Consider the following 7,086-nt stretch of genomic DNA (forward strand, 5'->3'; position numbering starts at 1 on the left):
GACAGCTTTTCTTTATGAGTATATATATTAAAAATTAAACACGAAGTCATCATCAGCTAACTTTTCAACGTTCGTTGCTTTTACGTAACCATTTCCTTTTACAGAGAAGAAATCATGGTTTTTCGTATCTGTACGTAAACCATTTAAAACGATTGGGTTAATTTCTTCCTCTTCAAACTTCGGCTCAAGTCCTAAATTCATAAGTCCTTTATTCGCATTGTAACGAACGAAACGATTTACATCCTCTACAAGACCGATAGAAGTGTAAATTTCTTCTGTGTATGCCATTTCAATTTCATATAGTTCCATTAATAACTCTTGTGTTTCTTTTTGCACTTCTTGTTGATCTTCTGCAGAAAGTTCTGCGAAGAGTTGTTGTGCTAAAATACCGACGAATACGCCGTGAATGGACTCATCACGAATTATTAGGTTAATAATCTCACCACTTGCCGTCAATTTACCTTGACCTGCTAAGTAAAGCGGATAGAAGAATCCACTATAGAATAAATAACTTTCTAAGAATACACTTGCTACCATTGCCATGTATAACTCTTTTTTCGTTACTTCAGGCTTTAATAAACGACGATAATAACTAGTAACAATACCAGCCTTTTTCTCAAGTAATGGATGGTTGTCTACCCAGTCAAAAATATCATCGATTTCTTCTTCAGTAGCTAACGTTGTGAAAATATGACTGTAACTCTTCGCATGTACTTCTTCCATAGCTCCCATGAAAGCTAATACACTTTTCGCTTGTAAATTTTCAAGATGAACAAGTACAAGTGGCATCCCTTCGCCACCTTGTTTCGTATCTAAAAGTGTTAAACCACCTAATACACGCTTATAAGCAACCTGCTCTTCTTTTGATAATTGTGCCCAAGTATTTTTGTCAGAAGATACCGCGATTTCTTCTTCTGTCCAAAACTGAGCGATGTTTTGCTTCCAAAACATTAAACTAAAATCATCTTCTTTTTTGTTCCAGTTTACCGCACGCATTCAATCGCCCCTTCTCTAAATAAACATGAAAAATTGATAACTAAGCATGAGCAGGGTTCAGAAAACCCTGCTCATGATGTCTCACTTTTTATATTAAACGGTACAAGCTACGCACTCTTCCACGCTTAACTTACGTGTTCTCGTATAATAAAGACTCTTTAAGCCTTTTTTATGTGCATAGATGTAGTAACGTGCTAATTCACGTGTTGAAATATCACTATTAACGTAAAGAATTGTACTAATTCCTTGGTCAATATGTTCTTGGATTTCTGCGATTAAATCAATTAATTTAAACTGATTCATATCGTAAGAAGATTTATAGTACCAGAACGTATCTTTTGATAAATACGGCATTGGATAATATGTTGTCGCATTCGCATATGTTCTTGATTCGATTTGACTTACGATCGGCATTACGCTTGAAGTTGCATTTTGAACGTAACTGATAGATTGTGTTGGAGCGATAGCAAGACGGTATGAATTATATAATCCATTCTTCTTCACTTGCTCTTTTAAACTTGTCCAATCATCTTTTGTTGGAATATGAATTCCTTCAAATAGTTGCTGAACTTTTTCAGTTACTGGGCTGTAATCTGTCGTTTCGTACTTTTCAAAGTATGTGCCATTCGCATAATCAGACTTATCGAAGTCTTTAAATGTTTCGCCTTTTTCTTTAGCGATTTCCATACTTTTCTCAATAGAGTAGTAATTTAACATCATAAAGAATGTACGAGCGAACTCTTTCGCTTCTGCACTTTCATATGCGATTTTGTTTTTTGATAAATATCCGTGTAAGTTCATTGCGCCAAGTCCAACTGAATGAAGCTCATCATTTGCTTTTTTCACAGTTGGTGCATTCGGAATGATCGTCATATCAGACACAGCTGTTAAAGCTTCCATTCCCGCATGAACAGCTTCACGAATTTCTTTATTTTCCATTACATTCACGATATTTAACGATCCTAAATTACAGTTAATATCACGACGGATAATATCATCTGTACCGTAATCATTTATTTCAGAAGTTTCTTGAAGCTGGAAGATTTCTGTCTCGAATGTTCAACCGAGTCCGCTACTCCTCAGTCCGTTGCTCATGCAACTGCTGTATGTCACCATACAGGACAGACTATATCATCACCTACAGCATTACCTGATTAGGTGCTCCGCTTTTCGAACGCCAATCGCTTGCGTTCTACTCCCATAAGGGATAGTCGTTAGGCTTTTACTTATCTTACATACTTCAGAAAGTCTCTTATTACTTTATGTTGTCCCATAACTCTGCTATACAAAATAATAAGATACATTCTGAACTTTTATATTTTCATTCTAAGATAAGATTTAGCACGGTAGGTTACCTCAAATTTGAGGCTTTCCCCGTTTAACGGAGTTTTCGACTAGCATTTCTACTAGAAGGTGCTACATATTTAACACAAGTTCGACATCTTCACAGTTCCAATATCCTTCAGTGGATGTTGGTTATTTGCATTTGATTTAAACATTAAGTATGGGTAACCAGACTCAAGCTGAATCATAGCAATTTTAATAAGCATATCACGTGCACTAATATCTAGCGGCTTCTTCTTCACTTTCGGATTGCTCATTAATTCATCGTACATTTCATCAATGTCTATATCATCTAAATGCTTTCCGTATTCTTTATACACCGTATAAGGCGCGAAAACATGGAAAGGTTCGTTTTTCTCAGCAAGCTCAAAGAACTTACTTGGAACGATAATTCCGATTGATAGAGACTGAATACGGCTCTTCTCATCGGCATTTATTTTTTTTGTATCAAGGAATTCAATAATATCCCAATGGAAAATGTTTAAGTATACTGCGCCGGCACCTTTTCGTTGCCCAAGTTGATTCGCATATGAAAACGAATCTTCAAGTAATTTCATAACAGGTACTACACCACTTGCAGCGTTATCGATACCTTTAATTTGCTCACCACGTGCACGTAGCTTAGACAAGTTTAAAGCTACTCCACCGCCGATTTTTGATAATTGCATTGCAGTATTAATGTTAAAGCCGATTGAATTTAAGCTATCATCCATCTCTAACAAGAAACAAGACACCATTTCTCCTCTTCTGCTTCGTCCCGCATTTAAAAAGGTTGGTGTCGCTGGTTGGTAGTTTTGTTTTACAATCATGCTTGCGAAGTGTTTTGCCTTCGCAACATCACCGCGTCCTAAGTATAATGAAACAATTGCTACACGATCTTCATAGCTTTCTAAGTATTGTTTTTGATCATTTGTTTTTAACGCATAATCTTTGTAGAACTTAGATGCTGCCATATAAGATTGGAACTCGAAGTTTTCACCATAAGCGATGTTATATACCTCTTCTACTTCCTCCAAGCTATACTCGTCCAGAACGTTGTAATAGTAATCATATTCTTTCATATACTCCATTCGCTCTGCCACGCTATTAAAATGAACGGTATTCTCTCTAGCTTCTTCCATAAAGACTTCTAATGCCTCTTTATCTTTATGAAGCTGATAAAAACCGTCCTGCATTTGCGTGATTTCATTATTCAGTTCAATGTGTCGCAATCTCCCGCACCCTTTCCTTAAAATATTCTACATCGTTATTTGTTCCTGATAACTCAAATTTTGATACAATAGGCACTTCATATTTAGCAGAAATTTTGTCAGCACTTGCACCGAACATGTCTCCCCAGTTACGATTGCCGCTTGCAGATACGCCTTTTAATTTTTCATTATTGCGCTCTAAAAATTCTAAAACACGTTCTGGTACATTGCCAAAACCTGTTGTATACGTAATTAAAACAAAGTCTTCATCTATTACTAGATCTTCACCAATTTGAACGGCCGGCATATTTAATTTGTGAATGAAACGCTTCACGTTTCCTGTCATAGAATCATATGCAACTATCATTTCCGACCCTCCCTCTCCAATCTATACTCTCTGTATGTTGTTTCTTGATTTCTCTATATATTGTATTACGTTTCAAAATAAGACACAAGATATATGTATAAATTCTTTCTTTTTTTAAATTTTACTTTTCGACAAGACAGTCGATTTTTTTCAATACAATGACTATGAAACAACATTCTAAAACTCATGTCAATAAAGTGCTTTTCAAAAAAGTTGTCAACGAATTTAACCTTATTTTTAAAAAAGTTACCAATATATTTTGTCATAAAACGGCAAATGCTGGAGGAATATATTTCTCCAGCATCACGAAAAAAAGAACAGACATGAAACGATAATCTGTTCTAAAAAACGATTACATTTATCAATTTTACTTTATTAAATATTATACATATACTTTCGGTTCGCGTTACATACTAAAAGATAACTATTATAGAAAAAGATTATTATTATGGAAATTCAATTTATTTATGAAAAGATTATTCAGAGTGCTCAATACGCAAAATATCTTTTACAAATATATGATGTGGATTTTCATCTTTATCAATCATTGTACATACAGGAGCTTCTTCATCAAAGTACACAATCATTCCTTCTACGTACTGATATGTATGTTGAACTTGTATGGTTACTTTAATTTCTATAGCCTCTTCATATGCTCTTTTTATTTTCTGAAGCATTTTTGCCGAACACTTTCGTTTCTCTGGATACATGACCATCCCCATAAACCTATTGCCAGCTCTATCTTTCCACATATAATCCCAATGCGGTAATATGCCTTGTTTAAAATCGCCCATAATTCTCCTCCCTATATTCTTCTAGTTACGAACGTGGCGTTTCTGAATATGTATAAATTACTTGTCCGCCGCGCTGTGCGTTCCCAATAATATGTTTAAAATCTTCTCGACTTACTACAACTTCTCTGAACGTATAAAATACATCTTTCGTAACAACATACTCCTTTATTTCACCATTTTTCAGCTGATCCAAAATTGCATTTGCTAATTCTTTATCCATGTATTTCACCTCTATGCAATATTTTATTTTATCGTATATTCTATAGGTCAACAACTGTAAAATTATCCAGGTGCTATACCTTCATTTCATTTTCATTATTTCGCAAACGATATCACTTTACTATATGTCCACTAAATATCATATACTAACATAGCTACTTCTCTATATCAAACATTTCGACATTCAATTATGCAAAGTTCCATACCACTATGCTACAATATATAAATAAAACTAGGAGGGATACTATGATTCGGAAAGCAAAAAAGACAGATGCGAAGGCAATTGCACCTTTATTATATAACGCTCTGCACGAAATTGCTGAAAAAATCACAGGCAGCACAGTTGAGACAGAAGTATTACTAGGACTTGAAACATGGTTCTCAAAAGAGAGAAATCGACTGAGCTATGAAAACTGTTTTGTATATGTACAAGACGGGGTTGCAGTTGGGGTTATTGTCGCTTATCACGGTAGTGAAGCAACAAGTCTTGATACACCAATTGTACATTACTTAAGAGAATTACATAAAGATGAATCAATTACATTAGAAAAAGAAGCTGAACTTGATGAATATTACATTGATACATTATCAGTTTCAAGTGCATATGGCGGAAAAGGAATCGGTTCTCAATTAATTGAAGCTGCTGAAATCCATGCAACTGAAAAGGAGCATGAAAAAATCGCATTACTTGTTAATTTAGAAAACAAACGTGCCTATTCACTATATGAAAAACTAGGTTATAAAAAAGATAAAATCGTTATGCTTGTAGGCGAACCTTATGCACATCTCGTAAAAACATTAAACATCAAAATTTCTATATCTTAAAAAGAAAGCACACGATTTATATATAAATCGTGTGCTTTTATGTTAATTTTGTATTTAATATATTTCCATCCATCGCTTCGTGGAATGTATAGGTTGTACATCCCCATGGCTTCCTATGTAAAATAGGAGCACCAGACCATCCCATCGCTCTCAGCTCCGCACCAACCATTGCATTAATGTAATTATGACCTACAAGAGCAATACTTCCATGTACGAGAGCATAACGGTGTAATAAGTAAGCCGCTTGCCTTGCCCTCTCTCTTACTTCCTTATAAGACTCAACACCTTTATTGTAACCAAGTATCCATAATGTTCGCCCGATAAACATCCATACGTTAGGTTTACATTTCAACCATGTTGGAGCATAAAAATTCGTCGAAATTTCAGCTTCCCTAAAAAGAGAATTTTGCATAAAAGATAAAGAATTCATTAATTCAGCTGCTGACTGTATAGCACACCTTTGATCACTCGTTACAATCAACTTTGCTGCTTCAATCGCTTCCATTGTTTCCATTGGTATAGGTGCTTTTTCTGTTATAGCGTGTAAGTCATATCCTTTCATCCATTCATGAAAGGATGTAACCGTCATTGGTTCTATAGTACGATCTAAGCGGCCATGACGAATAAAAGAAATCTTCATTCTTTCCACTCTCCATTCATCACTTACGAACTCTATTATGTACTATTTTTAAATATCATACCACGCAAAAAAAGAAAGTTATACACCTTTACATATCCCCGCCACTCTCATGTGTGACCCCAGCATGTATACCATCCATCCCATCAAAATATGTAGTCGTTTCATGATGACGAATCTTTTTTAAATTTATATAAGAAAATACAAATAAAGTTAATGCTATAACACTCCCCACAAATTCAAACATCATTTTACCGCCTCTAATTTCCCCCACTTTAGTAGGTATTGTATATTTTTCATTATACCCCTATATAAAGATGCACGCATTAAACCGTTCTTTTTTTCTAATAACTTGGAGTTCTTTCATATTTTCTTACAAAATGTGAATATTTTTCGAATTTTTACTTTGGAAACATTTACAAACTAGACAATATGGTTCAAAATAAGAGGAAATAAAAAAAAACCAAAATTATTCTTTTTTTGGAAAACTGTAACAAGGAGAGTTGCTTATGCAGATCGCAGAAACTGGAGATATCATTGAATTTAAAGGTGGAATGCAAGGCCGTGTTCAAAAAGTAAATCAAAACTCCGTTATTGTAGATATAACAATTATGGAAAATTTTAGAGAACTAGATATGGAACCTCTTACAGTTGTAAGTCATAAAAACTATACTGTCATTAATCAAAATGCATAATATAATAGAAAGAAAGGAT

General features: G+C 34.5%; 9 protein-coding genes and 1 pseudogene. 2 read left to right on the forward strand and 8 right to left on the reverse strand.

All coding sequences use genetic code 11. From position 1 onward, the window contains the following. Positions 1 to 27: 27 nt before the first annotated feature. The 6 genes and pseudogenes from nrdF to DN394_RS27985 all read right to left on the reverse strand — a co-directional run bounded on the left by nrdF (position 28) and on the right by DN394_RS27985 (position 4,911). Complete coding sequence (gene nrdF, locus DN394_RS27955; protein WP_097918467.1) at positions 28 to 996, reverse strand: class 1b ribonucleoside-diphosphate reductase subunit beta; 969 nt, start codon at positions 994 to 996, stop codon at positions 28 to 30. Between the two features lie 93 nt (positions 997 to 1,089). Next, positions 1,090 to 2,040 carry a ribonucleotide reductase large subunit gene (locus DN394_RS27960; RefSeq protein ID WP_319805905.1) on the reverse strand — a complete coding sequence of 317 codons (951 nt, stop codon included), beginning with the start codon at positions 2,038 to 2,040 and terminating at the stop codon, positions 1,090 to 1,092. A gap of 383 nt (positions 2,041 to 2,423) precedes the next feature. Continuing rightward, positions 2,424 to 3,551: pseudogene (locus DN394_RS27965) on the reverse strand (ribonucleotide reductase N-terminal alpha domain-containing protein); the annotation flags it as partial. Beyond that, a complete protein-coding gene (gene nrdI, locus DN394_RS27970; RefSeq protein ID WP_000634376.1) occupies positions 3,538 to 3,897 on the reverse strand; it encodes a class Ib ribonucleoside-diphosphate reductase assembly flavoprotein NrdI in 360 nt (119 codons plus the stop codon). The pseudogene DN394_RS27965 and the gene nrdI, both read right to left, overlap by 14 nt. A gap of 476 nt (positions 3,898 to 4,373) precedes the next feature. Next, positions 4,374 to 4,691 (reverse strand): hypothetical protein, encoded by a 318-nt coding sequence (locus tag DN394_RS27980; RefSeq protein WP_000502194.1) that lies wholly within the window; start codon positions 4,689 to 4,691, stop codon positions 4,374 to 4,376. A 25-nt stretch (positions 4,692 to 4,716) separates the two neighbouring features. Continuing rightward, a complete protein-coding gene (locus tag DN394_RS27985; protein ID WP_000356682.1) occupies positions 4,717 to 4,911 on the reverse strand; it encodes a hypothetical protein in 195 nt (64 codons plus the stop codon). Between the two features lie 245 nt (positions 4,912 to 5,156). On the opposite strand from DN394_RS27985, the gene DN394_RS27990 reads away from it, so the two are divergent. Further along, the gene (locus DN394_RS27990) at positions 5,157 to 5,735 is read left to right on the forward strand and encodes a GNAT family N-acetyltransferase (protein ID WP_098705360.1); all 579 of its coding nucleotides are present in this window, start codon (positions 5,157 to 5,159) and stop codon (positions 5,733 to 5,735) included. Positions 5,736 to 5,772: 37 nt separating this feature from the next. Here DN394_RS27990 and DN394_RS27995 read toward each other — a convergent pair whose 3' ends face one another. Next, the gene (locus tag DN394_RS27995) at positions 5,773 to 6,375 is read right to left on the reverse strand and encodes a histidine phosphatase family protein (protein WP_097918468.1); all 603 of its coding nucleotides are present in this window, start codon (positions 6,373 to 6,375) and stop codon (positions 5,773 to 5,775) included. A gap of 88 nt (positions 6,376 to 6,463) precedes the next feature. After that, complete coding sequence (locus DN394_RS29155) at positions 6,464 to 6,619, reverse strand: hypothetical protein (RefSeq protein WP_002096778.1); 156 nt, start codon at positions 6,617 to 6,619, stop codon at positions 6,464 to 6,466. A 262-nt stretch (positions 6,620 to 6,881) separates the two neighbouring features. On the opposite strand from DN394_RS29155, the gene DN394_RS28000 reads away from it, so the two are divergent. Then, positions 6,882 to 7,067, forward strand: coding sequence for a YkvS family protein (locus tag DN394_RS28000; RefSeq protein WP_001165081.1), 186 nt, complete (start codon positions 6,882 to 6,884; stop codon positions 7,065 to 7,067). The last annotated feature ends 19 nt before the right edge of the window (positions 7,068 to 7,086 follow it).

It is taken from the genome of Bacillus sp. BB081, from assembly GCF_008368895.1.
Lineage (GTDB): Bacteria > Bacillota > Bacilli > Bacillales > Bacillaceae_G > Bacillus_A > Bacillus_A wiedmannii.

What these genes read in the sequence shown, in the direction of transcription:
- nrdF (WP_097918467.1), bottom strand. Translation starts at nt 996, where the DNA reads ATGCGTGCGGTAAACTGGAACAAAAAAGAAGATGATTTTAGTTTAATG.
- nrdI (WP_000634376.1), bottom strand. Translation starts at nt 3,897, where the DNA reads ATGATAGTTGCATATGATTCTATGACAGGAAACGTGAAGCGTTTCATT.
- DN394_RS27980 (WP_000502194.1), bottom strand. Translation starts at nt 4,691, where the DNA reads ATGGGCGATTTTAAACAAGGCATATTACCGCATTGGGATTATATGTGG.
- DN394_RS27985 (WP_000356682.1), bottom strand. Translation starts at nt 4,911, where the DNA reads ATGGATAAAGAATTAGCAAATGCAATTTTGGATCAGCTGAAAAATGGT.
- DN394_RS27990 (WP_098705360.1), top strand. Translation starts at nt 5,157, where the DNA reads ATGATTCGGAAAGCAAAAAAGACAGATGCGAAGGCAATTGCACCTTTA.
- DN394_RS27995 (WP_097918468.1), bottom strand. Translation starts at nt 6,375, where the DNA reads ATGAAGATTTCTTTTATTCGTCATGGCCGCTTAGATCGTACTATAGAA.
- DN394_RS29155 (WP_002096778.1), bottom strand. Translation starts at nt 6,619, where the DNA reads ATGTTTGAATTTGTGGGGAGTGTTATAGCATTAACTTTATTTGTATTT.
- DN394_RS28000 (WP_001165081.1), top strand. Translation starts at nt 6,882, where the DNA reads ATGCAGATCGCAGAAACTGGAGATATCATTGAATTTAAAGGTGGAATG.